This is a genomic window from Psychrobacter sp. ENNN9_III (assembly GCF_001462175.1).
Lineage (GTDB): Bacteria > Pseudomonadota > Gammaproteobacteria > Pseudomonadales > Moraxellaceae > Psychrobacter.
On the sequence record NZ_LNUO01000095.1, the window covers coordinates 23,611 to 47,130 of the forward strand.

General features: G+C 43.7%; 17 protein-coding genes and 2 pseudogenes. 9 read left to right on the forward strand and 10 right to left on the reverse strand.

What is annotated here, in order from left to right; all coding sequences use genetic code 11:
- The first annotated feature begins 766 nt into the window (after positions 1-766).
- The gene (locus tag PENNN9_RS06165) at positions 767-1,456 is read left to right on the forward strand and encodes a hypothetical protein (RefSeq protein ID WP_058368826.1); all 690 of its coding nucleotides are present in this window, start codon (positions 767-769) and stop codon (positions 1,454-1,456) included.
- 89 nt (positions 1,457-1,545) lie between these two features.
- On the opposite strand, the gene PENNN9_RS06170 is transcribed toward PENNN9_RS06165, so the two are convergent.
- Positions 1,546-2,289 carry a zinc-dependent peptidase gene (locus PENNN9_RS06170; protein WP_058368827.1) on the reverse strand — a complete coding sequence of 248 codons (744 nt, stop codon included), beginning with the start codon at positions 2,287-2,289 and terminating at the stop codon, positions 1,546-1,548.
- Positions 2,290-2,804: 515 nt separating this feature from the next.
- Here PENNN9_RS06170 and PENNN9_RS06180 point away from each other — a divergent pair.
- The 6 genes and pseudogenes from PENNN9_RS06180 (at position 2,805) to PENNN9_RS06205 (ending at position 9,335) form a co-directional block, all read left to right on the forward strand.
- Positions 2,805-3,563, forward strand: coding sequence for a 5-oxoprolinase subunit PxpA (locus PENNN9_RS06180; protein WP_058368829.1), 759 nt, complete (start codon positions 2,805-2,807; stop codon positions 3,561-3,563).
- A gap of 84 nt (positions 3,564-3,647) precedes the next feature.
- Positions 3,648-5,093 (forward strand): annotated as a pseudogene (locus PENNN9_RS06185) (amidase).
- Between the two features lie 232 nt (positions 5,094-5,325).
- A pseudogene (locus PENNN9_RS13375) lies at positions 5,326-6,897 on the forward strand (circularly permuted type 2 ATP-grasp protein); the annotation flags it as partial.
- 141 nt (positions 6,898-7,038) lie between these two features.
- Positions 7,039-7,671 (forward strand): alpha-E domain-containing protein, encoded by a 633-nt coding sequence (locus PENNN9_RS13380; RefSeq protein WP_264752920.1) that lies wholly within the window; start codon positions 7,039-7,041, stop codon positions 7,669-7,671.
- Positions 7,672-7,768: 97 nt separating this feature from the next.
- Positions 7,769-8,554, forward strand: coding sequence for a transglutaminase family protein (locus tag PENNN9_RS06200; RefSeq protein ID WP_058368831.1), 786 nt, complete (start codon positions 7,769-7,771; stop codon positions 8,552-8,554).
- Between the two features lie 40 nt (positions 8,555-8,594).
- Positions 8,595-9,335, forward strand: a complete 741-nt coding sequence (locus tag PENNN9_RS06205; RefSeq protein ID WP_058368832.1) for a peptidase — start codon at positions 8,595-8,597, stop codon at positions 9,333-9,335.
- Positions 9,336-9,387: 52 nt separating this feature from the next.
- On the opposite strand, the gene uvrA is transcribed toward PENNN9_RS06205, so the two are convergent.
- From uvrA to yghU, 6 genes are all read right to left on the reverse strand, one after another.
- A complete protein-coding gene (gene uvrA, locus PENNN9_RS06210) occupies positions 9,388-11,928 on the reverse strand; it encodes an excinuclease ABC subunit UvrA (RefSeq protein ID WP_058368846.1) in 2,541 nt (846 codons plus the stop codon).
- A gap of 252 nt (positions 11,929-12,180) precedes the next feature.
- On the reverse strand, positions 12,181-12,720 hold the full coding sequence (locus tag PENNN9_RS06215; protein WP_058368833.1) for a redoxin domain-containing protein: 540 nt from the start codon (positions 12,718-12,720) through the stop codon (positions 12,181-12,183).
- Between the two features lie 161 nt (positions 12,721-12,881).
- Positions 12,882-14,126, reverse strand: a complete 1,245-nt coding sequence (locus tag PENNN9_RS06220; RefSeq protein WP_058368834.1) for a DUF819 domain-containing protein — start codon at positions 14,124-14,126, stop codon at positions 12,882-12,884.
- A 204-nt stretch (positions 14,127-14,330) separates the two neighbouring features.
- Entirely contained in the window at positions 14,331-15,971 is a 1,641-nt protein-coding gene (locus PENNN9_RS06225; RefSeq protein ID WP_058368835.1) for a DEAD/DEAH box helicase, read from the reverse strand.
- 559 nt (positions 15,972-16,530) lie between these two features.
- Complete coding sequence (locus PENNN9_RS06230) at positions 16,531-17,550, reverse strand: DUF1176 domain-containing protein (protein WP_058368836.1); 1,020 nt, start codon at positions 17,548-17,550, stop codon at positions 16,531-16,533.
- A 538-nt stretch (positions 17,551-18,088) separates the two neighbouring features.
- Entirely contained in the window at positions 18,089-18,943 is an 855-nt protein-coding gene (gene yghU / locus PENNN9_RS06240; RefSeq protein ID WP_058368838.1) for a glutathione-dependent disulfide-bond oxidoreductase, read from the reverse strand.
- A gap of 404 nt (positions 18,944-19,347) precedes the next feature.
- On the opposite strand from yghU, the gene PENNN9_RS06245 reads away from it, so the two are divergent.
- Positions 19,348-20,724 (forward strand): DHA2 family efflux MFS transporter permease subunit, encoded by a 1,377-nt coding sequence (locus PENNN9_RS06245; protein ID WP_058368839.1) that lies wholly within the window; start codon positions 19,348-19,350, stop codon positions 20,722-20,724.
- Between the two features lie 177 nt (positions 20,725-20,901).
- Here PENNN9_RS06245 and bfr (PENNN9_RS06250) read toward each other — a convergent pair whose 3' ends face one another.
- The 3 genes from bfr (PENNN9_RS06250) to PENNN9_RS06260 all read right to left on the reverse strand — a co-directional run bounded on the left by bfr (PENNN9_RS06250) (position 20,902) and on the right by PENNN9_RS06260 (position 22,560).
- The gene (gene bfr, locus PENNN9_RS06250; RefSeq protein ID WP_058368840.1) at positions 20,902-21,384 is read right to left on the reverse strand and encodes a bacterioferritin; all 483 of its coding nucleotides are present in this window, start codon (positions 21,382-21,384) and stop codon (positions 20,902-20,904) included.
- 68 nt (positions 21,385-21,452) lie between these two features.
- Positions 21,453-21,941, reverse strand: a complete 489-nt coding sequence (gene bfr, locus PENNN9_RS06255; RefSeq protein ID WP_058368841.1) for a bacterioferritin — start codon at positions 21,939-21,941, stop codon at positions 21,453-21,455.
- 427 nt (positions 21,942-22,368) lie between these two features.
- Complete coding sequence (locus PENNN9_RS06260; protein WP_058368842.1) at positions 22,369-22,560, reverse strand: bacterioferritin-associated ferredoxin; 192 nt, start codon at positions 22,558-22,560, stop codon at positions 22,369-22,371.
- A 629-nt stretch (positions 22,561-23,189) separates the two neighbouring features.
- Here PENNN9_RS06260 and PENNN9_RS06265 point away from each other — a divergent pair.
- Positions 23,190-23,501, forward strand: coding sequence for an ArsR/SmtB family transcription factor (locus PENNN9_RS06265; RefSeq protein ID WP_058368843.1), 312 nt, complete (start codon positions 23,190-23,192; stop codon positions 23,499-23,501).
- Positions 23,502-23,520 lie beyond the last annotated feature (19 nt).

Sequence of the window (23,520 nt, forward strand, 5' to 3'; positions counted from 1 at the left end):
GTATATAGACTTGGACTTACTGAGATGCCAAGTAGGAGCATTATCAGAGCTTGTGTACGTTCTTATCAATGATATAGAGTAATAGGCATCCACAAGGGTTATTGCTTTTACTTTGAGCTGATTGTTACTTGGTGGCGAATGCTTCTGTACCTAACGTAGTTCAAGCACATTCGCATTAATGAGGAAGTCGGCTAAGCTACCAACAATCGATTGATGAGTAATTTGATTATTAGATGATGATTAGGAATGACAGATTATTCATAGGGATTATTGTGCCGTATGAAGGTAGTAAACTTAGCAATGATGAATAGAACAAGTTTATCAAACAGGTTAACTAGCGACATAGTTTAATACGTTAAGTTCGATTACAAATACAATAGGATCAGTGATAGCTCTGTACATTGACTCCTTAAGACAGCTTAGCTAGTAATTGTATTAGTGTTGATGAAGATGACTTTATGAATAGTTAGTAGGTATGAGAATTAATCAATCATCAACCAATCTTGATAAGGATTTATCATATAATCATAACTCCATGAACTTATTGTACGGTAGCCTTAGTTTAACATAATATACATTATGCGAAAACAAACCAATAGTCTTAACAGTTGAGAATACTATCTTCAATGACGATTAACTATCATCAATTGACGTTTATTTTGTTTGTGCGAACAACATCTTTATTTTGATAGCCAAACCAAATCTACTAATTTACTATTTATACTTTTACCGTGAAAAATTCAGTTACAGCGTTAAGGATATTTTTATGACTCATTCATCTTTTTTATTCTCACAACTAAGCACGGCCAAATTATTTACTCTCAAATCATCAATCGCTGCTTGTAGTTTTCTTATTGCGCTAGCGTTGCCTGGTTGTCAATCTCAGATGATTACTGACAAACCTACAGCAGGTATTTCAATTGACACTCCAAGGTTTAATACACAAGCTGACAGTAAAACGCTCACGCTGAACTATGCCAAAGATATAAAGACTGCATTGGCTCAGCAAGATTATGAAGCGCTTATTCCATATATCCATCCGACACGCGGTGTGCGCTTCTCAATGTATGCTTACATCCAGCCTGAATCTGATAAAGTCTTTAGCCGTGAGCAATATGTGCAATACCTTAATGAATCCGACATTCGTTTTACTTGGGGACAAAAAGACGGTACTGGCAAGCTGTATATCACGCCTTTACCAGACTATCTTAAAAATTGGATTCAAGCGGATTATTTTGACACTCAGACAGCGACTATCAACCATACCTTAGCCTCAGGAAACAGCATTAACAACATTGATAAAATCTATCAAAATTCAGATTATGTCGAGTTTTATAACCCTGGTGTCGATCCTCAGTTTGGTGGCTTAGACTGGCGAGCGCTGCGTCTGGTATTCGATGACTATCAAGGTAAGCGTTACCTAGTCGCTATTATCAGTGACCAATGGACGATATAAAAGTTACTCTATTTTCGAGATAGTCAACATATATTCGTTTTTGTGCATGTTGAGACCAATTACTTCTGTACAGCTTTTATAAATATAACCTACATAGGTGTCTGGCGAAAAAACTTCACCATAATGTCATAAATATCAGGATAAGCATCGATTAGTTTTTGCGGAGTTTCAAAAAACACTTCGCTAAGCACAGCAAAAAACTCCGCCGGATTGGTCGCGCCATAACGATCAAGACCTGACTTACGATGCTTTTGAAAGTCTTCAAAATCGCGGCTCATAATTTTCGTCCAGCGCGTCGGATCCATATCAGGCTGCATGGGCGGAAAGCCATTGGCGCGGCCATTTAACATATCGATCTTATGCACAAACTCATGAATGACGACATTGTGACCATCGCGCTCGCCTGAGTGCTTAGCGTCTTTCCATGATAAAACGACAGGTCCACGCTGCCACGCCTCCCCGCTTCGATGTTGCTGGCCTTCATGAACGATACCGAACTCGTCTGTAGTGGTATTATCACTCTTATATGAGCCGTTATAGATGATGACTGAAGACCAGCCTTTATACCATTCAAGTCCTAAATTCAATATCGGCAGGCACGCTTGCAAAGCGATAGACAGTCTGACTTTATCAGTTACCTCAAAGCCCTGAGCGCCTATGATAGACTTGTCGTCCAAAAACAACGTTGCCAAATCAAAAAGACGAGTGAGATCTTCTTTACTTAGTCTATCTAGGATCACAATGCGCTTGGCTGCACGCATCCAGTCTTCGGTAGTAAAGTCGCTGTTATCAAGTACGCGCTGCTCACGCCAGTCTTTTATTATCTCAAACATGGTTTTTATCCTTCATTGATTCAATTTATTAAGACAATTAAACCCTATCTATCGCATCTATTCGCTGCATGATGTTATCAATCAAATTGAGGACAGCGTTGATATTCATATAGTGCTTGATATCGTTATGGTCTAACGCGTGCCAACATGTCAGCGCCCTGCTCTGTTTTTCATTTTTACAAATAAAGACTAATACAGGCGCCTTAAAAATATAAGGATCAAGGTAGAGCTGCATGCTTTAATCTAAAATGATTCATTACTTTGAACTTGTTTTTTTTAATAAAACTTAAATTAAAAATTACATTGTAATATATCTCTCTTTTATCAAAGCGTCTATGATTAAAGTAAATGTCCTACAGCTACGCATGAAGCTTTGATAACAATAAACCGTTTTGCTTTAGCTACTACTTATGCTGCTTTAACTTTGCATAACCATCATTTATAAATGGCTTTAATCATATTCATATAGCTTTTTAATGGACATAAATATAAAGATATTGTTAAGGAGCCACTCAATGGTATCAACGATCGATTTGAATTCAGATATGGGAGAAGGGTTTGGCGCTTGGACGATTGGTGACGGGGTCGATCCCGATATCATGCCATTTATTAGCTCAGCCAATATTGCCGCAGGTTTTCACGCCGGCGACCCCTCTATTATGGCTGAGACGTTGCGTCTGGCAGCGCGTCATGAAGTATGCGTTGGTGTCCATCCAGGTTTTCGTGACTTGGTGGGCTTTGGACGTCGCCATATCTTAGCATCTGCTGATGAACTGGTGAATGATGCATTGTACCAATTAGGTGCTCTACGAGAACTTGCTCATCTTAAAGGTCTAACGATGCATCATTTCAAACTGCATGGCGCATTATTTATGCACGCAGCACGAGATGAAGAATTTGCTGAAAAGCTAACTTCTGCCCTAGCAATTGTCGCTCCCAACTTAGCTATTTACTGCTTGGCAGACACCGCAATTGATCATGCAGCAAAAAATGCTGGGTTACATAGAGTGCATGAGTTTTATGCAGATCGTGATTACGACGATGAAGGAAATCTTGTGTTTGTGCGCAAGATCAAGCCACTTGATCCTAAGCGTGTGGCACAAAAAGTATTACGTGCCTGCCAGCATAATGAAGTAGAGTCAATTAATGGCCAGCTATTAACGGTTAAATTCGATTCTGTCTGTATTCACAGTGACACTCCAGGCGCCCTTTCACTGATCAAAGCCGTACGAGCAGCTCTTGATAATGCGGGCATCGAGGTGGCAGCTCCTTAACTTAATTTTCATTAATGATAATTTCAAGGAAGAAGGAAGACAATCATGAAAAATCTCGAAATTGAAGAATTAACTATTACTGATATGCAAGCGCATCTCAAAGATGGATCGCTAACTGTACGGGGTCTGGTTGAAGCGTACCTCGAACGCATTGAAACCATTGACAGATCTGGTCCTACCCTTAACTCTATCATTACTATTAATCCACTCGCGCTGAATGAAGCCGATCGTCTTGATTCACATTTTGCAGAAACCGGCGAATTTGTTGGGGCGTTACATGGCGTACCAGTGCTCGTAAAAGATCAGATAGAAACTAAAGATATGATGACGACCTTTGGTTCTATCGCTCAGGACGGCTACCAACCAGAAGACGACGCAACTGTTGTCAAAAAGATAAAGGCGGCAGGTGCCATTATCCTTGCCAAGACAGTATTGCCAGATTTTGCATCATCATGATTTGGCTTCTGCTCAAAACAGGGTGAAACCAAAAATCCCTATGTTTTGTCACATGATCCAGGTGGCTCTAGTAGTGGTACAGCTGCTGGTATAGCGGCGAATCTAGGGTTGGTCGGAGTTGGCGAAGACACTGGTGGATCTATACGTTTGCCAGCCAGTTTTACCAATCTCGTTGGTGTCCGTGTCACCCCCGGCTTAATAAGTCGTGACGGCACGTCACCTCTGGTGGTGTTTCAAGACACAGCAGGACCGATGGCGCGTACTGTTACGGACGCTGCACTCCTTTTGGATACAATGGTGGGCTATGATCCAAAAGATGAATATACTACCGCAGCAAGTATTGCCAATCATCAAGGCAGCTACACGGATGCGATGGATGTTGACAGTCTCAAAAATGCGCGTCTGGGCGTTGTACGCAATGCTTATGGGCCAAATGATAACACTGAATCGGCAGAAGTTAATCAGATTATTGACTCAGCCCTTGAACAAGCAAAGAGCGCTGGCGCAGAGCTCATCGATGTTGAAATACCAGATATGATGGAACATATTACTGAAACCTCCTTATATGGTTCGCATTCGCGACACGACATCAATGAATTTTTAGCCTCACGTGAAAACATGCCAATCAAAAGCCTTGAGGAAATTAAAGAAAAGGGCTTGTTTCATCCTGTGCTAGACCTTTTGATTGATATATTTGAAGGGCCAGTAAACCCAGAAGATGAGCCTGATTATTTCAAAAAACTTGCCGCTCGTGACAAGTTCCAGCGTTTAGTTGCCGGAATCGTTGCAAAAAACAACTTAGATGCGTTGGTATTTCCCTGTATTCAGATTTTGCCACCATCGAAACAAGACATACGTGATGGCAAGCATCAGGTATTAACATTCCCAACAAATACTTTGATTGCTTCGCAGACTTGGATGCCATCGATTTGTTTGCCCGCTGGATTTAGTAAAAATGGGTTGCCTGTCGGTATGGAGCTGGTTGTTTTGCCCTATCATGAGCCTGATTTATTCCGATTGGGTTATGCGTTTGAACAAGCCAATAATGTACGTCAAGCGCCTAAGTATTTATGATTTTTTAATTTTGAGACTCGCTTTAACGGCTAAAAATATAGCCGTTAAGGCTAATGCCCTACTGCGTTTATTACCATCGAATATCAAACCCTTATTGTGCATTGGCTTATAGACACGGTATAGTGAATATAAGACATTAGCTATATATTGGACATATTGCAATATCAGTCCGCCTATCATAGCCAGTCTACTTATCATAACAATAACTTTACCAAGGATGCGTGAGGTATTTATGAATAAAGAAGCGACTCAGTCCCAAGCCCAAAAACAGTCTCAAAACCAAAACGACGAAAGTGCTGAAAACCAAAATCAGACACAAGCATCAACAGCTAGCAAACCTGCTACCAAGGCCGATTCTGCAAACACTACAAAAAATACAGCAACGAAGTCTAAAGAAAAGCCGCAATGCTTCGATGAACTAAAGATCAGTAAAGACAAGTACCGTCCAGTGGCACAGGCAGTTGGTGACTGGCTAGATGATATCAGTATTGATGGTCTCAATCATTTAAATGAGCAAGCCGAAAATATTTTTTACCGAAAAGGCGTTACTTTCACCGTTTACAGTGATGCCAAAAACATCGAGCGGATGATTCCATTTGATATTATTCCACGCATCATTGCTGCAAGTGAGTGGCAGCAGATTGAAGCTGGTTGCAAGCAGCGTATCACCGCCTTAAATGCTTTTTTGCATGACATTTATCACGATCAAGCCATCATGAAAGAAGGCATTGTCCCTGACGCTTATGTCTATGCTAGCGGTTGTTATGAGCCATGGATGATGGGTATTGAGCTGGATAAACCTATCTACTCACACATTAGTGGTATCGACCTTATTCGTGATGAGGGCGGCCGATTTTGTGTATTGGAGGACAACCTACGCACGCCCTCTGGTGTCTCTTATATGCTTGAGAGCCGTAATATATCAGAGACACTGCTGTCCGATTTGTTTGCGCACACTCCTATTTTGGGCGTTAGCGATTACCCACAACGCCTCAAAGCCTGTCTTGCCAGCTCAACGAGCAAATACGATCCACAAATCGTCATCTTGACGCCTGGACGCTTCAACAGTGCTTATTATGAGCATGCCTTTTTAGCACATGAGATGAATGTGCCTTTAGTACATGGTTATGATTTGGTGGTCGAGGACAGTAAAGTCTATATGCAAGGCATTCGCGGTAAAGTACAAGTTGATATTATTTATCGCCGTATCGATGACCCTTATATTGATCCGTTAGCATTTCGCTCAGACTCTATTTTAGGCGTGTCAGGACTAATGAGTGCCTACCGTGCAGGCAATGTGGTCATCGTTAATGCCCCAGGCACTGGCGTCGCTGATGATAAGAGCTTATATCCGTTCGTACCTGATATGATTGAGTTTTATCTAGGTGAGAAGCCTATCTTACCTAATATTGAAACCTTTCAATGCCGCAAGCCTGATGAATTAGAATATGTGCTGAGCAACTTAGACAAATTGGTCGTCAAAGAAACGCAAGGTTCTGGTGGCTATGGGATGCTTATTGGACCGACCTCCACCAAGCAAGAAATTAGCGACTATCGTAAGCGTCTGCTTGACAACCCGGCAGGATTTATCGCTCAGCCGACTATCTCATTGTCTACCAACCCTACCGCTGTGAGCGACGGTATCGCACCGCGTCATATCGATTTACGCCCCTTTATCCTCAGTCATGGTGACGGTTCTGTGGACATTGTCCCTGGCGGTTTAACCCGCGTGGCAATGGTCGAAGGCTCATTAGTCGTCAACTCGTCTCAAGGCGGCGGTATTAAGGATACATGGGTCATTGACGATAGTGATTTGAAACCGTCAGCCAAGAATGATGTCAATCAAACGATTAAAGGCGATAGCCAAGCTAATGCTTATCATGCCAATTATCATAACCCTGCGCAGCCTCTAGAAGCCGGGTATGAGAGCTTCGATGATGCGCCTATGATATTACTACTATCTACCGCCAATCATCTGATCTGGCTCGGTAGATATAGCGAGCGGCTCTATTGCTACGACAATATCATGAAGCATCTGATCAAAGGCGATCTTAAAAAATCACAACTAAAACATTTAATCAGCTCTTTAGGCTTTGAAGCTGATCTTAACGATTCATCAAAATCTATCACTGCTCAAATGCTACGGGACTTGGCACAAAATAAAATCCCTAACGTGGTTCAGTCCATCGAGACCAATGTACAAGAAGCGAAAGGCGTCATCGGTGAAGATGCCGCTGAGCTGTATAACTTAATTAAACGTTTATCGAGTGCGGGCACGTATCGGGCGGCCGCGCTGCAGCTTCATGCCTGCAACGCAGCCATGGCACAAGAGCATCCAACTGTGACCTGCTTTTGGCAATTGGGACGCTTATTTGAGCGGCTTGAACGAGCAGTATTGTTAGACGAAGATGCGACAGAAATCAGTCTTGAATTTAAATATTGGATTAGTGAGTTACCAGAGAACACACGCTGGCGTGAGCTTACGCGCTTGACCAATCAGATGATCAAATCAAAACAACTGTGTGACTTTAAGCTCATCAGCCGAGAGTTCAGTATCATCCTTCAGCAAGGAGTCTGATACGGCAGGCTTTTGCTTAGTTAACTATCATTTGCTTAATCATTAGCAAATGCGCGTCCATATAATCAAGACAGTAGATAAAACAAAGGATGACGTTATGAAACTTCAAATCAGCCATCAGACCAACTACTACTATGGCGAGCTGGCCCAGCGCAGCGTACAGTATATACGTATGACACCGATGCAACTGCCGCATCAAATCATTCATCAGTGGGATGTTATGCTACCCAAAGTTGCTACCAGTCAAAAGGACGGCTTTGGCAATGACTGGCTCACGCTTAGTCGTAACGAAGCGCACAATAATTTACAGATGCAAGCGTCAGGCATCGTTGAGATTAATACCGATACTGAGCGACTAGAGGATATGGATAACGTCCCCTACCTGCTCTTTACCGTACAAAGCCCCTTGACCAAGTGCTCAGAGGCAATGCGTACATTTGCAGCGCCTTATCTAAAAAACCCGACGCATGACAGTTTAAAAGCGCTGGCGGCTGAGCTATTAACGAAGATGCCTTATATAAAAGATACTACCCATGTCGGTACGACCGCAGCCGAAGCTTTTGCAATAGGCGCTGGGGTGTGCCAAGACCACACCCATGTATTTGTGGGCTGCTGCCGTGATCAACAAATACCAGCGCGTTATGTATCAGGCTACCTGTATGACGATACTGAGAACCACATGGCAAGTCATGCTTGGGCTGAGGTATGGCTCGATGGCTACTGGTATACCTTTGATGTTTCAAACCAGCTATTTCAGCCAAGCGCTCATGTATATGTCGCTATTGGTCGCGATTACTTAGACGCAGCTCCTGTGCGCGGCGTACGCATGGGTGGCGGTTATGAGAATCTATACAGTCAAGTACTAGTCACGCGATTATCGTAGTGGCAGATTTTATGCAATTTATACTTATTAGGAATATCTCATGACTTATTGTGCTGCTATTCGCCTCAAAGAAGGGATGGTTTTTGCCAGTGACACCCGAACCAATGCAGGCGTGGACCACATCTCAACCTTTAGAAAGTTATATCAATATGGCGTTGAGGGTGAGCGTTTTATGGTACTACAAACAGCTGGTAGCCTTGCGACCTCGCAGGCGGTATTTAACAAATTACAGAGCGATATTCATTTGCGCTCTGAACACAGCTTACATACCGTTTCTTCATTATTTGACGGCGCGCAAATGGTTGGCGAATGTATGCGTCATGTCATGACAAATGCACAAAGAGTCGCTAATGATAACAATAGCGGTACTTTCACCAGCTCGTTTTTATTAGGTGGTCAAATAAAAGGGCAACCGCCCGAGCTGTATATGATTTACCCTGAAGGCAACTGTATTAGAGCAACTCAAGACACGCCATTTTTTCAGCTTGGTGAAAGCAAATACGGCAAGCCTATTCTTGATCGTTCAGTGAAATACGATACTGGGGTGAATCATGCTGCTCAGGCATTAATGTTATCGTTTGACTCGACCATTCATTCTAACCTGTCCGTTGGTATGCCAATAGACTTTGTGATTTACCAAAATGATAGTCTCACGCTACCTAAAGGCCGCCGTATCGAGGAAGACGACGAATACTTTAAAACTATTAGTCGTCAGTGGTTAGAAGCACTGCGTCATACGCTAGTTGAATTACCTGCCTGCCCTGATAATTATTGGGAATGAGGGACTTTCTTAATGATGTTGCGCTTGCTCGCATTTAATTTTAAAAATATTACTACACCAATAAAAACGGCGCAGTTTGGCTGGTCTTTGATTTTGCCACATCCTCAGGTGTGCCTTGAGCGACGATAGATCCACCCGCATCCCCTGCGCCTGGGCCAATATCGATAATCCAGTCGCTATTGCTGGCCACTTGCATATCGTGCTCAACCATAATGACGGTATTGCCCGCCTCGACGAGCGCATTCAATTGCGCCATTAGCATCGACACATCGGCAGGATGCAGACCGGTGGTCGGCTCATCCAAGATATAGAGCGTATCACCACGCTGGGTACGTTGTAGCTCGGTGGCAAGCTTGATACGCTGCGCCTCCCCGCCCGACAGTTCAGTCGCTGGCTGTCCCAGACGCAAGTAGCCAAGACCAACTTGCAAGAGAGCATCTAAAGCACGTAATATCGAGGCTTCTCCGTCAAAAAACGCATAAGCGGCTTCTACCGTGAGATCCAGCACTTCAGCGATGTTTTTATCTCGGTAAGTAATCGCCAGCGTGTCATTATCATAGCGCTGACTGTGACAGACTTGACAAGGCGCATAAACGCTGGGCAAAAATAGCAGCTCAACACTGACAAACCCTAGGCCTTCACAGTTAGGGCAGCGACCCTTTGGCGTGTTAAAGGAAAAACGTCCCGCATCATAGCCACAGGCTTTGGCCTCTGCCGTTGCCGCAAATAATTTACGAACATCATCAAACAGCCCCGTATACGTGGCAAGGTTTGAGCGTGGCGTACGGCCAATGGCTTTTTGATTGATATCAATAAGGCGACTGACCTTGTCCATGCCAGCAATGATTTTGCCTTTAGTGACCGTCTCAAACTCCTGCTCTAGCAAATCTGCTTCAACCGCTGGCGCATCTGCACTGGATTTTTTTCCTAATGCCTCATTGACTAATTCAACTAGTGCCTGACTGACCAAACTTGATTTACCTGATCCCGATACGCCAGTCACACAGCTCATAACCCCTAGTGGCAACTCAATACTTAACCCTTGGATATTGTTACGCTCTATATCAGCAAGCTTTAGCCAAGCGTTAGGTTTTCTAAGCGGTTTTTTGTGTGTCGCCTCTTTATCGGTAAAGAGATATTGTGCCGTTGTTGATTCAGTGGCCTGGCGCAAACCCTCTACAGGACCGCTATAGACAATCTCGCCGCCATGCGTACCCGCCTGTGGCCCGACATCGACCACCCAGTCGGCATGACGAATAACACTCACATCATGCTCAACGACAAACATTGAATTGCCAGCGGCGATGAGCTCATCCAATGCACCCAGAAGTGCTTGCGTGTCGGCAGGATGCAAGCCTGCGGATGGTTCATCAAGCACATATACCACCCCAAACAGCTGCGAGCGTATTTGGGTGGCCAGACGCAAACGCTGTAACTCCCCTGGAGATAAGGTCGGTGTGGTGCGCTCAAGCGATAAGTAACCCAAGCCGAGTCTCGTTAATGCCTCAACACGCGTTAAAATGTCGCTAGCGATCCGCTGTGCGACGATGGCTTTTTCGCGGTTGGGGGTGTCATCTTCGATTTTTGTACATACTGTTTTTTCCAGCGTTAACGCCAAATCGGTTAAGGTAAGTTGCGACAGCTCGCCGATATCCAGCCCTACAAACTTTACTGATAGCGATTCTTTTTTGAGCTTTTTGCCATGACATTCTGGGCATACAGATATTTGCATAAACTGCGAGACCCGTTTTTTGACCCGTGGGCTTTGCGTGGTGGTAAAGGCATTTAAAATAAAGTTTTTGGCGCTGATATAGGTACCCATATAATTGGGCTTCTCTCCTTTTTCAATCGCAGCGCGCGTTTGCGTCATATCATATTCAGGATAGACTGGTACCGTTGGCGTCTCATCAGTAAATAAAATCCAGTCGCGAGACTTTCTGGGCAATTTGTGCCACGGCGTATCGATATCATAGCCAAGCGTGGTTAATATCCGGCTCAAGTTTTGACCTTGCCAAGCACCGGGCCACGATGCAATCGCCCGCTCACGAATGGACTTGCTACCATCAGGCACCATCAACTCTTCGGTCACATCAAACACTCGGCCAATACCCGAGCACATCGGGCACGCCCCCTCTGGGGTATTGGGCGAAAACGCATCGGCGTAGAGCATCTCTTGATCTGCTGGGTACTCGCCAGCCCGTGAGTACAACATCCGCAGGCCGTTCGATATGGTCGTGACACTACCAACGGAAGAGCGTACAGAAGGCGTGCCGCGCTGCTGCTGTAAGGCGACTGCAGGTGGCAGACCTTCTATGGCATCGACATCTGGCTCGTCCACTTGATCGATCAGACGCCTTGCATACGGTGACACCGAATCGAGATAACGCCGCTGCGATTCGGCGAACAAAGTCCCAAACGCCAGCGATGACTTCCCTGAGCCTGATATGCCCGTAAACACCACAAGCGCATCACGTGGCAAGTCAACGTCGACGTTTTTTAGATTATGCACACGTGCGCCTCGGACTTGAACGTGGCTATTTGGTGGTTTGTTTCGTTGATGATTGGGAGTGTTATAAGGGTCGTGGAAGTTCATGTTATTATGCTTGGCCATACCGCAGTCTTTCCTTTTAACTCATTATTATTATAAGATTTGATTCACAAGAGGTTAACACACCTTGGTTGTAGGCTATGGCTGGGCTTACGTATTCATAGCATAGAGAGACAAAACGATAACTTTATACTTAAGTGATATAAAAAGAGCGTGGCAAGATATTTTCTTGGCACGCTCTTTTTAATCAAGATTTTACGTTTTTAATGTATTTTTTTAATTGATAATGCGCCGTGTTTAATACTCGTGAGTACCTCGAATTGGATAATCTTTGTCTCTGATAAACGCCAAACCCTCTGCTAGCGTTTTTAGATCAGGTCTCACAAAAGGATTGTTTGAGATATCCACGACTTGAATATCCCCTTTATCATTAACCACGTAGATACCAGGCTCAGCAAACGGATGATCGGTTTCGTTTTCTGAGCGCGGGTCAGAGATATAAAGTCCCAGCGTTTTCATTTGCTCAACACTCAAACCATAAGCGATCGGGAAATCGATGTCTATATCGTCAAAGTGGCTTTCTAGCTGTTCTTTACTGTCGCCAGATACCGCAATGATATCGACACCTGTTTTATAAAAAGACTCCTTTCTAGTCTCAAGTTCATTGAGATATTTGGTGCACATCGGGCAATGCTGACCGCGATAAATAACGACCAGTTTCCAATCATGGCCATGGGCTGGTTTCCCCAATGACTGCATCTCACCGTTATATAACTGTACTTCCATCTCAGGAAACTTGGTGCCAGAAAGCAATTTTTGATTATAAGCTGCTTGCATAATTTTATCCTTATATATTCTCATTATTGTAACTTTGAAGATTCATTTTGACCAATCGTTCAACATCTCACCGACGATGGTATAATTAAAAAGCCAACAGTTAAGTCGGCTTTTTGTTATGAAATGATACCTATTAGCAACCTAGAGAGATATTTCTAATCTCAGCCCACCACCAGCCGCATCATCTGCGTGCTGATATAACCGCCAAAAGTACCGACCGCATAGCCAAGAATTCCCAAAAACACGCCGACAGGTGCCAAGGAAGGATGAAAGGCAGTGGCGACAATCGGTGCTGAGGACGCGCCGCCCGTATTGGCATTGGAGCCTACTGCCAAAAAGAAAAACGGCGCACGAATCATCCGAGCAACAGCAAAAATAATGACGATGTGAATACTCATCCATAGCAGGCCAATGAGCAGCAGTCGCCACTGTGAGACGATACCCGCTAGATTGATTTGCATGCCGATAGCTGCGATCAGTACAAAGATAAATACTGTACCAACTTTTGAGGCACCCACATGATCAAGCCGGCGAATTTTAGTAAAGGAAAAGATTACCCCTATGATGGTAATGATGACCACCATCCAAAAGAAGCTACTGGCAAAACTGTACTGCACCGCCCAACTATAAGGCGCAAAAAATCCTGCGATTTGTCCGCCCAAAAAGTGCGCCACGCCCACCATGGCAAAGCACAGGCCAAACATCACCATGAGGTCATTGAGTGTCGCAGGCCGCGCATGGTGACGCTCATAGCTCTCAACCGCGGTGATGACTTTGTCGATACTGCTGCTATCGGCTCTTAATAATTTATCAATTTTATCGCTGTGTTTGGCCATGATGAGTATCGCGAGTAACCACAGCGAAGCGTTGGTGGTATCGACCAGAATCATCATGCCAAATAAGTCGTCACTGACCCCAAACAGCTCTTTCATCGCCGCCTGATTCGCCGCGCCACCAATCCAGCTGCCTGCCACGGCCGAAAACCCACGCCACAAGGTGTCATCGCTAAACATACTGGGCGACACCCATTTGGCGATGCCTAAGCTGATCGGACCACTGATGATAATGGCAATACTGGCGGCAAAAAACATGGCAATGGCTTTCCAACCTAGACCCAATATCTTGGGCACATCCATCGACAGGGTCATCAGTAGCAAGCTGGCTGGCAACAAATAGGTAGCCGTAAAGCCATAAATCTGTGAGCCAATACCATCAGCAAAAACGCCCAAGCTATTCAGGGTTGCCGGTATAAAGCAGCACAGTACGATACCGGGTAACACCGCATAAAAACGTCGCCAAAACTTACCGGGCAATCCTTGGGTATAGAACACCAAGCCGATAATGGCCATAATAATACCAAACGCTAACGGCAAACTATCAATTGCAAAACTTGAGGTGGCGGGCATCAAAAGGCTCCGGAGTGTACGTTCAATCAAAGTTTGTCAGTATAGACAAGGCAAAAAACAGGTGCAAGCTGCTATTTGGCCAAATTCTAAATTGAATAGACACAAAAAAGCCAGATAACACGTATCTGGCTTTTTACAGCTTTACTATAGGGCCAAATGAGCGGCTTTACTATAAACCGTGATTAGCCATTAAAACTAACGTTATTACGAGTTTCTACCACGGTTGCCGCCAGTTGGACGACCTTGACCGCGGCTGTCAGAGCGATTGGCTGGACGACCTTGACTACCACTTGGACGACCGCGACCAGAAGCGGCACGTTCACCGCGCGGTGCGCTATTACCGTCACCGCGGTTAGGATCACTGCGCTTACCTTGGTATGGTTTGCCGCCTGAGCGCTCATTTGGTTTGCCTTGATAGCCACTGTCGTTGCTGGCGCGTTGACCGGTAGCTGCGCGATCACTTGAACGACCACCAGTAGACTTGCCAGCATAACCACCGCTTGAACGGCCACGGCCTTGACCACCACCGTTAGAACGTCCGCGACCACGGCCACGACCGCGGCCTTTATTTTCACTCGGTACGTAAGTTTTCTTTGGCTCCATGCCTTCGATGACACAGACTTCCATTTTACGATCTAAGTAGCGATTAATAGCGTTTAGCTGTGGACGATCATCCATGCTACATAAGCTAATAGCCACACCTGTACGACCAGCACGGCCACAGCGGCCAATACGGTGGACATAGTCTTCAGTTTGACGCGGTAAGTCATAGTTGATGACGTGAGAGATGGCTGGCACATCGAGACCACGGGCAGCAACGTCAGTCGCCACTAAGATTTTGCATTTACCATTACGCAAGTCTTGCACGATACGATTACGTTTGCTTTGCGGCAAGTCGCCATGTAGGAAGCTTGCTTTATGGCCCTGCTCTTGTAGCGATTTGGCCAGCTTTTCCGTGCTACGTTTGGTTGCGGCAAAGATAATGATTTGCTCCATCTCTGGCTGGCAAACGACTTTATCAAGCAGTCTGTTTTTGTGCTCAAAGTCGTCACAGTAGTATACTTTTTCTTCGATATGTGCTGACTCAACTTTGATAGACACACGCTCAGGGTTTTTAGTAAAGCTAGCGGCGATTTTGCCGACAGGACCATCCCAAGTGGCTGAACACATAATCGTCTGACGATCCGTTGGCGCAGCGCTTAAGATATCACTGATGTCATCAGCAAAACCCATGTCTAGCATACGGTCTGCTTCATCAAGCACAAGTACTTCAAGGTTAGATAAGTCGACACGGCCTGCTTTGATATGGTCAAGTAAACGACCTGGCGTGGCGACAATGACCTGTACGCCTTTTCTTAAGGCTGTGATCTGACCATTGTATGGCGCACCGCCGACCAACGGCACACAGAATAGACCGCGCATGTCTTTTGAGTACGTGCGCACACTGTCATGTACTTGCTGAGCAAGCTCACGAGTTGGCGTTAGGATAAGGGCTTTGGTGAGCTTATCAAAGCTGGTGGCACGGCTTAGGCGATCGAGTACTGGGATGACAAAAGCGGCAGTTTTACCACTACCGGTTTGCGCGGACAATAATAAGTCACGACCTTGTAGAGCAAAAGGAATGGCTTGTGCTTGGATAGGTGTTGGATTGGTATAACCAATACGATCAAGCGCCGTCAAAATTGGCTTGGCAATATTAAGATCGCTAAAGGTTGTTTGGTCTTCTGAGGCCGCGTCTGTTGCTGCTTGAGCAGTGGCGTCCGTGTTAGAGATGTCAGTGTTTGGAGTATCGGTGCTTTCGATGATGCCGTTTTCAGCGGCGATGGTAGATAAGATATCAGTCATGAGGATCCTTGGTAAGTATAAGCTGCTGTACATTCAGCAAGCTTGATGCATACCACTGATAACCGTTCACCACGCAGCCTTTATTGAACATTACCGAAACACAAAAAAGTGTCGATAATTAAAAGCCAAGCTGCTAAAGCTAAGCTTTTACAATAAATGCGTGCATGCTGTCTGACGTATTTTGGTGGTAGTGCCGAGTGTCTTATCCTTGTCTGATATAGGCGCATTATCGATGCTTTATCCAAAGCAGATAAGGGCGAATAACAACCAATCTAGCCCACAATCATAGGGCAATAGATAAGATATGAGTCAAAAATAACTGACGTTTTATAAAACGTTATTTAAGTACACAAAATCATCGGCAACAATTACTAATGGTCAATCCTAGACCCAAAATCGCAGGCGATGTTATCAATCTCATAATTCACGAAAGCTTAAACTTTCGTGGCGACGTAGTATAGCATAATGAAACTGCTATCAGTACCTATTTTTTAATGCATCGATAAAAACATGATGCTTATTAATTAAAAATAGGGTTTCGTAAATCTATAGAGCTGTCTTAACGCAGGGTATTGACCTCAGATACATAGGTTGGCAGCTGCCATGCTCCGCCTGCTTCAATCATACGGCACAGCCCCGTACTACTCTCATGACTTTTTACAAAATTCTTGCCAGTCCATATCCAGTCGGTTTTATTTAAACAATCACCAATACCGCGGCCTTTTTGTACAGAACTGATCTTACCATTTGCATAATCGGTCGCCTCGGTGGTTATCAACACTGGATCATAGGGTTTTTTATCATTCATGACCCACATTCCTGTTCCTGCATTATAAGCACCCATCCAGCAGTTGTGCTGAATTAGCAATTGTGATCCATTCAGACGACTGATACGCCAAGGTGATTTATCCATTAGATTTGGGCAGTCAGTATCTACATTCGCTATCGTGCCTTTTGTCAATGCAGATAACTGTGAGGGCTTCATACTAAACTTCTCTTTACGGCTTGAGGTGGCTCTAATATTAGGCACTATGAGACGTAGTTGAGGAGCAGGTTTGGGTGGTAGTACATTACTGTTAGACTTGCTTGCGCCATTGGTACTGACTAGCGCACTTGGCGTCCCTACTCGTCCTTGTGCTTCATCAGCCTTTATCATAACTGCCATTGCGCCCTTGTCAGACAACTGCCAACGCGAGTTACGCATAACCAGCTCAATCTTACTAGATTTGGTCAACGCCTCAAGTAACGCGGCAACTTGGGTTGCGGTCAGCTCTGCATCACCTGCCACTGTTGAGAAAGGCTTGGTTTCTCCCAAATCCTTACCATCAATAAATAACGACATACGATGACGATTACCCAGCTGCAGAAGCGCTTTGGTAGAGCTTTCTTTGGCACCGCCAAGCTTGACTTTACCCATGACGTTAGCCTCACTACCTGCACGGCGCATGAGTAATATAGAGATAGGAAAATCACTGTTTTCTGCTTGATAACCTGCTAATCGGCAAGTACGCGTATTGTCACAAGCTACTTGCCAGTCTTGATGCGTCAGCTCAACCGCTGCGCTACTTGTCGAACACACTGCTATAGCACTGATGGCTAATAATGTCGACGATACTATTTTTTTTAATAGAAAAAATACTTTTTAAAGAGGGACCACTAAGGGCTTTGTCCCGCGAGATACTGTTTGTCCAAGCCAATTTATTCTTATTATTTTTATACTTCATACCATTATTGCCTACAGCCATATTTGACTGTATAGGCTTATAAAATAAACCCTTCATAATTCTCACTCACCAACAGAGGAAATATAAAAAATGAATCTCAATGAACACAGTAACTTGCCACCTCAACTCACTGACGTTTCGGTCTGTTATTACAATGTATCATTCTGTAAAGCCACAAGCAAACAACTTTCAATCAGTTATCAGAATTATTTCAATCATTTTTTATAAAAAGGCCGATCAATATTGTATTAATCAGCCTACACACTATTACTCACTTAAAATACAAATGATTCATAAAAATCACGATTGTAAAAGCAGCTATCGAATAAAATTTAGTTAAACAAAACAACGTAAACCCTTAAAAAATATCTTAGATCAATAGCAAGCAGTTGTTTAAACGATAGGTTTTAAACTTAAGTCTACAGCACGCTTAACTGCTGGACGCTCAGCGATATTTTTTGCCCAGCGTTTGACATGCTCATACTCATCTACTTGTAAAAATTCAGCGGCATCATAGAGCTTCCCAAGCACTAATTGTCCATACCATGCCCAAATGATCATATCAGCGATATTGTAATCAGCATCATCATCACCGCCCATGTATTTATGGTGTTTCAAGTGTTTGTTTAGCACATCAAGCTGGCGTTTGGTCTCCATTGTATAGCGGTTTATGGGATACTCTAAAGGCTCAGGCGCATAAGCATAAAAATGCCCAAAACCGCCACCTAAGAAAGGCGCACTACCCATCTGCCACATAACCCAAGACAGACAATCTGCGCGCGCCTTTCCTAAAGATAGCGGGATAAATTTACCAAACTTTTCGGCCAAATACATCATGATAGCGCCAGACTCAAAAATCGCCACAGGCTTGCCGGCTTCACTATTGGCATGATCGACTAGAGCTGGTATTTTTGAGTTGGGGTTTATGTCCACAAACCCTGAGCCAAACTGGGCGCCTTCAGAGATATCAATTTTATAGGCATCATACTCAGCGCCTTTGACGCCCAGCTCAGCCAGCTCTTCTAAAAGGATATTTACCTTGACGCCATTTGGGGTGTTGAGCGAATACAGCTGCAAAGGCGCATCGCCCACAGGCAGCGCTTGCTCGTAGCGCGCGCCGGCGGTTGGACGATTGATATTAGCAAACTTGCCGCCATTGTCTTTGTCTTGTACCCAAACTTTTGGCGGTGTGTAGGTCTCATTTTGCTCATTAGTATTGTTATTAGACTGGTTATTATCCTGACTCATGACATATCCTTAATATAGGGTTCTTAGTTCATGTTTATAAAGTTATCGATGTTTTATCAGCGAATACGATGCGCTTATTTGTTACTTAAGCGGCAAGACAAGGTTTACTATAGCGAGAACTTACCTGTACATTAAAGTTCTCTCTTGTAATCAGTGTAGTGCTTTCAATACTGCCTTTTATAAAACGCTACCTTGATTCACTGTTATTTCGCGCCACTCTTTCTTATACTACTCACCTTGCATCGGTTATCACCTATCATCAATAAAACCATTAGGGTGTTCGTCCGGCTCATAGTACTATTTGTACCCCTTTGCTCGTCTGAGCTGTACCAATCCTATTCTAGTTTGACTATATAAACAGACCGTTTTGCTTGTCTTAATATCAAAAATCCAATGAGAGTCACATGGTAACGCTAACCCCAACGCAAGAGAAATACCTGCCCTACGTGTTAGCGGTAGCCCTTTTTATGCAGATATTAGATGCGACCATCCTAAACACTTCTTTGCCACAGATGGCTCAAGCATTGGGCGAGTCTCCGCTTAAGATGCAATGGGCAGTCATCAGCTACGCGCTAACGTTGGCGATTTTTATCCCTATCAGTGGCTTTTTGGCGGACAAATACGGCACGCGGCGCATCTTTTTGACCGCCATTGTGATATTTTCTGTCGGCTCGCTACTGTGCGCGGCTTCGCCAACACTGGACTTTTTGATAGGCTCGCGGGTGATACAAGGGATTGGCGGGGCTATGATGACGCCTGTTGCGCGCTTGATATTGGTCAAGTCTTATCCGCGCAACAAGCTACTGACCGTGATGAACTTTGCCGTGATACCGGCCTTGGTTGCGCCGCTCGTGGGGCCGGTGTTGGGCGGCTATATCGTCCAGTATGCCAGTTGGCATTGGATATTTTTGATCAATATTCCGATGGGTGTTTTAGGGTTTGTTATGGGCAAAAAACTGGTGCCTGCTTTGTTTGAAGACACCAAGCGCCTTGATTGGTTAGGCTTTGGGCTGTTTGCGGCAGCAGCTTGCGGATTTACTCTCGCCGTAGAGTTTGGCTCGCAGGTGGGCCGCGGTGTGTATGGTCTGCTGCTAGCGGTGGCAGCCAGCGTATTGCTAGGCGCTTATCTGGCACATGCCAAACGCCGTCCCGCGCCTTTATTTCCACTGAGCCTATTTGATATTCGTACCTTTCGTATCGGTATCACGGGCAATTTATTTACCCGTTTGGGCATCAGTGCTGTGCCGTTCTTACTGCCGCTCTTATTACAAGTGGTGTTTGAGTACTCGCCCTCACAGGCAGGCTGGCTGCTTGCGCCTATCGCCATTGGTGCCATCGGTATCAAACCTTGGGTCAGCAAAATCATCCAGCGCTTTAGCTACCGTAAGGTTTTAGTATTAAATACTTTATTAATCGGCCTATTAATTATCGTGTTAGCACAGTTCGACAACCCTGATAATTGGCTATGGTTTATCCCGCTGCTTATTGTGATGGGCGCGTGTAACTCTATGCAGTTTAGCGCAATGAACACCATTACCATTGGCGATTTGGAAGGCGCGCAGACCAGTAGCGGCAATAGCCTAATGGCAGTCAATCAGCAGCTAGCAATTGGCTTTGGCATTGCCTTTGGGGCGGCGGTGCTCAACCTATTACGTGAGCGCTTTGGACTAGATACGCTGGCGGCGTTTCAGACGACGTATTGGATACTGGGGATTTTGACCATTTTATCAGGGCTGTATTTTTTACGACTTAAGCCTGAAGATGGTCGCGGTTTATACTAGGTTGTGTTTTATTAGGGCGGGTGACGCGTTCAGTCGATACCTATCTAAAGGGCCTAAAACCACAGGAATTAAATCACCATGAATCAAATAGGCATAAAAATACCAGCTTGTCCTTTTATGTATCCCAAGAGAGATACTCAATAAACAAGCTGGCAAGTATAGCGAAATGATGGCTATTTACGGTGCGTCGTCGTCATGCATTTGCGACTGAATATAGCGCTCTACCCCGATGCTTTGTATCAAGTCTTCTTGGGTCTCAAGCCAGTCTTCATATTCCTCATTACCGTCTTTTAGAGTGACCAACAGCTGGCGTGATACATAATCGCGATGGGTTTCACATAAGGTAATCGCGTCAGTGATAATAGCAAATTTTTGCTTTTCTAAACGCAGGTTACAATCAATCATTTCAGGTACGTCTTCTGCGATAAACATCTTGCCATAATCTTGTAAGTTTGGCAGACCGCCTAATAACAAAATACGTGCAATCAAATCATCCGACCACTTCATCTCAGCGATAGACTGTTTGTAACAATTGTCGTTTAACGCTTCAAGCCCCCAATGACGAGCGATGCGTGCATGCAAAAAGTACTGATTGATCGCAATTAATGACTGTCCGAGTACTTTATTTAAGGCGCGAATGACCTCTTTATCCCCTTTCATATTTTCTCTCCCTAATCTATTCAATCTATTGATACGTGCTCTAATTATTGCAGCTCAGTATGACGATACTAGACAATATCAGGAGACACTTCCGCCATTTGGCTTTGCAGATAGTTAGGTAGTCCGATCATATCGATAAGGCGTAGCTGCTGCTCTAACCAATGCGCATGATCTTCTTCGGTATCTTTAAGCTGCTCGACCAACATCTCACGGGTAACATAATCCTGCTCTTCTTCACACAGAGCAATACCGTCTTTTAGATGCTGCTGTACTTGATACTCTAAATCAAGGTCAAACTGCAGCATTTCAGGAACTGTGCTCCCAATTTTAATCTCATCAACGCTCATCTTTGGCGTACCGCTGAGCATCAAAATACGGCGAATAATGGCCTGCGCATGTAAAGTCTCGTCTTCCATTTCATGATGGATGCGATCGTACAGCTTGCCATAATGCCACTCAGCATACATCTCTGAATGAATAAAATACTGATCGCGTGCAGCAAGCTCACCGCCCAACAAAAAATTCAAATAATCAATGACTTTTTGGCTACCTATCATAACGTGTACTCCTGTTCCTAGATTGGCACAACTTCTTATATATTTTAGAATTGCTCTATTAGCACAAAAAAGACGTCTTCGTAAGTCATTTACTCATCTTTAAATGTATTAGATATGCTACTAGAGTATCTAATAGTACTAAATAAATATAGTAGCACAAAGGCGGGATAAGGCTTGTAACGTTATGAACTAATAATAAGATATCAGTTGAGAACAATAATTAGAATCGTTGCAAGAGCAATTGTTGTAATAAGGTCAAATAGAGGTCAAGCACAGCTTAACATAGCAAATGAGGATGAGTAAAAGGTCACTACATGCTAGTGATGAACAGTCCATTTTTGGAATCTGTCTTATTTTAAATCTATCTTTGTCAATTAACTGTCATGAACCAAAGACTTTCTTTTTATTGGCATAACAATTGCATCTATTAAACCGCATAAGCCAATATATCAAGTTTGGCATGATGCTCATTTAAATAGTCATTGACCATAGGTTCGCAGCAACCACAACAGGTAGCAACATCAAGAGAGTCTTTTAAGCCATCGAGGGTATCGATTCCTGAAGCAATAGCTGCTTGAATTTGCTTCTCTTTTACATCGTTACAGATACATACGTACATAATTTGCTCCTATCGCTATAGCTTGTTAATGTTGTTTATAATAACGATAATTATTACCATTTACAATAATTGTTTTAATATTAACCGGTTTTGAGTATTTAGGTTTAAGGCATTGATATTAATACATTAGATATAAAAAAATTAGTTTACCTCTGTCACAATATAAAAAAATATATTTATATATTCGTAAATATTAATGTATTCCCGATGAACGGTGTTAAAATAGAGATAAGTGGATATATATATAATATTCTTGTATATCTAAATATATATTTTGTGTTATTATTGTTTTCAGTTGCTTAAATGTTTTTTATTGTTTTAGTTTGTACTTTATATGTATATATAGACGGCCTGTTTGAAATATTCAGTGTTTGAATATTTAATGTTTGTCTGTAGCTAGACGCAGTTTGACTAGCTAAGACTAGACTGATCGTCTCTATCAAACCCATACAATTATGCTTCAATTTTTTTACTGAATGAATGCTTTTTAATGACTCAATTAATTAGATAGTAAGTTATCGGATACTACTGGGTAATGGATTATCTATTTTATTAACCACTTAACTTCTCTCTTATTAGGATGAATAAAATTCATAAGTAAGCGTGACAATCTATTTGGAATATACTCTATGTCTAATAACAACTTTGCTATGCAGCCTCTTGATTTGTTTAAAGTACTGTCTGACCCAACTCGTTTGAAGTTGTTCCAGATTCTATTTAATAAAGAATCGCGCTGCGTATGTGAATTGGTAGATCTACTTGACCAACCGCAGCCTACGGTTTCTCGTCACCTAAATCACCTAAAAAAGCTAGGAATTCTTAGCTGTTCGCGCGAAGGTACATGGATGTGGTATGAAGTAGCGGATGACTTACCAGAATGGTGTCAAGAGATATTAGAAATTACTTATAAGACGCTTCAAAGCCAGCCAGAAGCCAGCTAATAGTAAAACTTTCTCTATG

Excerpts from the sequence above, each read along its gene's own strand:
- uvrA (WP_058368846.1), bottom strand. The coding sequence starts at position 11,928 with ATGAACTTCCACGACCCTTATAACACTCCCAATCATCAACGAAACAAA.
- PENNN9_RS06225 (WP_058368835.1), bottom strand. The coding sequence starts at position 15,971 with ATGACTGATATCTTATCTACCATCGCCGCTGAAAACGGCATCATCGAA.
- yghU (WP_058368838.1), bottom strand. The coding sequence starts at position 18,943 with ATGAGTCAGGATAATAACCAGTCTAATAACAATACTAATGAGCAAAAT.
- PENNN9_RS06165 (WP_058368826.1), top strand. The coding sequence starts at position 767 with ATGACTCATTCATCTTTTTTATTCTCACAACTAAGCACGGCCAAATTA.
- PENNN9_RS13380 (WP_264752920.1), top strand. The coding sequence starts at position 7,039 with ATGATATTACTACTATCTACCGCCAATCATCTGATCTGGCTCGGTAGA.
- PENNN9_RS06265 (WP_058368843.1), top strand. The coding sequence starts at position 23,190 with ATGTCTAATAACAACTTTGCTATGCAGCCTCTTGATTTGTTTAAAGTA.
- bfr (WP_058368841.1), bottom strand. The coding sequence starts at position 21,941 with ATGATAGGTAGCCAAAAAGTCATTGATTATTTGAATTTTTTGTTGGGC.
- PENNN9_RS06245 (WP_058368839.1), top strand. The coding sequence starts at position 19,348 with ATGGTAACGCTAACCCCAACGCAAGAGAAATACCTGCCCTACGTGTTA.
- PENNN9_RS06215 (WP_058368833.1), bottom strand. The coding sequence starts at position 12,720 with ATGCAAGCAGCTTATAATCAAAAATTGCTTTCTGGCACCAAGTTTCCT.
- PENNN9_RS06220 (WP_058368834.1), bottom strand. The coding sequence starts at position 14,126 with ATGCCCGCCACCTCAAGTTTTGCAATTGATAGTTTGCCGTTAGCGTTT.
- PENNN9_RS06205 (WP_058368832.1), top strand. The coding sequence starts at position 8,595 with ATGACTTATTGTGCTGCTATTCGCCTCAAAGAAGGGATGGTTTTTGCC.
- PENNN9_RS06180 (WP_058368829.1), top strand. The coding sequence starts at position 2,805 with ATGGTATCAACGATCGATTTGAATTCAGATATGGGAGAAGGGTTTGGC.
- PENNN9_RS06170 (WP_058368827.1), bottom strand. The coding sequence starts at position 2,289 with ATGTTTGAGATAATAAAAGACTGGCGTGAGCAGCGCGTACTTGATAAC.
- bfr (WP_058368840.1), bottom strand. The coding sequence starts at position 21,384 with ATGAAAGGGGATAAAGAGGTCATTCGCGCCTTAAATAAAGTACTCGGA.
- PENNN9_RS06200 (WP_058368831.1), top strand. The coding sequence starts at position 7,769 with ATGAAACTTCAAATCAGCCATCAGACCAACTACTACTATGGCGAGCTG.
- PENNN9_RS06260 (WP_058368842.1), bottom strand. The coding sequence starts at position 22,560 with ATGTACGTATGTATCTGTAACGATGTAAAAGAGAAGCAAATTCAAGCA.